General features: G+C 70.1%; 1 protein-coding gene. It reads left to right on the forward strand.

What is annotated here, in order from left to right; all coding sequences use genetic code 11:
- A partial coding sequence (locus tag ABWW33_RS32930; RefSeq protein WP_353405619.1) for a type VI secretion system Vgr family protein occupies positions 1-1,621 on the forward strand: 1,621 nt, incomplete at both ends.

Below are 1,621 nucleotides of genomic sequence, written 5' to 3' on the forward strand. Positions count from 1 at the left end.
TGGCCGAGTTGTTCGGGCCGATACCGGAACTGCTGCAAGAGATAGCCCTGGACCTCCCGGACGATTACGCACTGACCATCGCGCAAGCGCGTGAGACCGGCTACGCCAACAGCTTCGAGGCGGTGGCTGCCGACGCGGTCTGGCGGCCGCAGCTGCCGGGCAGCGACGGCCGCAGCCATCCGAAGCCGACCGCGCGCGGCGCGCAGAGCGCCATCGTGGTCGGCGTCGACGGGCTGGCGCAGCCGTCGGGCGCCGACGAGCTGTATTGCGACAAGCTGGGACGGGTGCGCATCCGCTACCACTGGCAGGACAATGCCGACGCCACCTGCTGGGTGCGCGTGCCGCAGCGCTCGGCCGGCGGCGGCATGGGCAGCCAGTTCCTGCCGCGCATCGGACAGGAAGTGCTGGTGCAGTTCATCGAGAACGATATCGACCGCCCGATCATCGTCGGCGCGCTGTACAACGGCCAGGGCGAGGGCGGCGTGACGCCGACGCCGGGCGCGCAAAGCGCCGGCGCCGACCAGGCGGAGCGCTTCCAGCCGGCGGCCGACCATGCTCCGTCGGGACAGGGCAACCTGGCAGGCGGCAACAGTCCCTTGTGGCACGGCGCCTCGGCCGACAGCGCCGGCCACCGCAACGCCGCCGCGCAGTGGGGCGTGCGCAGCAAGGAGTTCGGCGGCGCCGGCTACAACCAGCTGCTGTTCGACGACACCGACGCGCAAGGCCGGGTACAGTTGCGGTCCACGCACGCGGCCAGTGAATTATCGCTGGGCCACCTGATCCACAGCGCGGACAACTATCGCGGCAGCCTGCGCGGGCAGGGCGCCGAACTGCGCACCGATGCTTACGGCGCGGTGCGCGGCGGCGCCGGCCTGCTGATCAGCAGTTACAAGATCAATCACGGCGCCGACGTGCGCGACCCGGCCGGCGACAACGCGGCCGGCATCGCGCTGCTCAAGCAGGCGGTCAAGCTGGGCGAGACGTTCAGCGAGGCGGCCAGGACGCATCAGACGGTGGCGCTGGCCGGCCACGTCGGCGCGGCCAAGGCCGATGCCAGCACGCTGGACGACAAGGCCGCGCCGCTCAAGGCGATGCTGACGGCCGTGTCCGGCATGGTCGGCAACGCCAGTATTGATGCGGCCAGGGCCGACGCCGGCGACAAGAAAACCGCGCCGGGCGATGACCAGCTGCCGCACGCCAGTTCGCCGATCATCGCGGTGAGTGGCAAGAGCGGCATCGGCGTCACGGCAGGACAGGCGGTGCAGCTGGCCAACGGCGAGACGATCACGCTGATGAGCGGCAACGACAGCCAGTTCGTCACCGGTGGCCAGATGCGGGCGCACAGCGGCCAGGCGATCGGCGTGCTGGGCGGCGCGGTCAAGGCGGGCGAGGGCGGCCTCGGCCTGCAACTGATCGCGGCCCAGGACGCCATCGACATCCAGGCGCAGGCCGACGAGTTGAAAGTGCAGGCGCGCGACGAGATCAGCATCGTCAGCGCCAATGCCGAGGTGGACTGGGCGGCGGCCAAGAGCATCAGCTTGTCGACGGCGGGCGGGGCGAATATCACCATCGACGGCGGCAATATCACGGTGCAATGCCCTGGTAAATTGACCATCCATGC

Source organism: Duganella hordei (genome assembly GCF_040369125.1).
In the GTDB taxonomy this organism is placed as follows: Bacteria; Pseudomonadota; Gammaproteobacteria; order Burkholderiales; family Burkholderiaceae_D; genus Rugamonas; species Rugamonas hordei.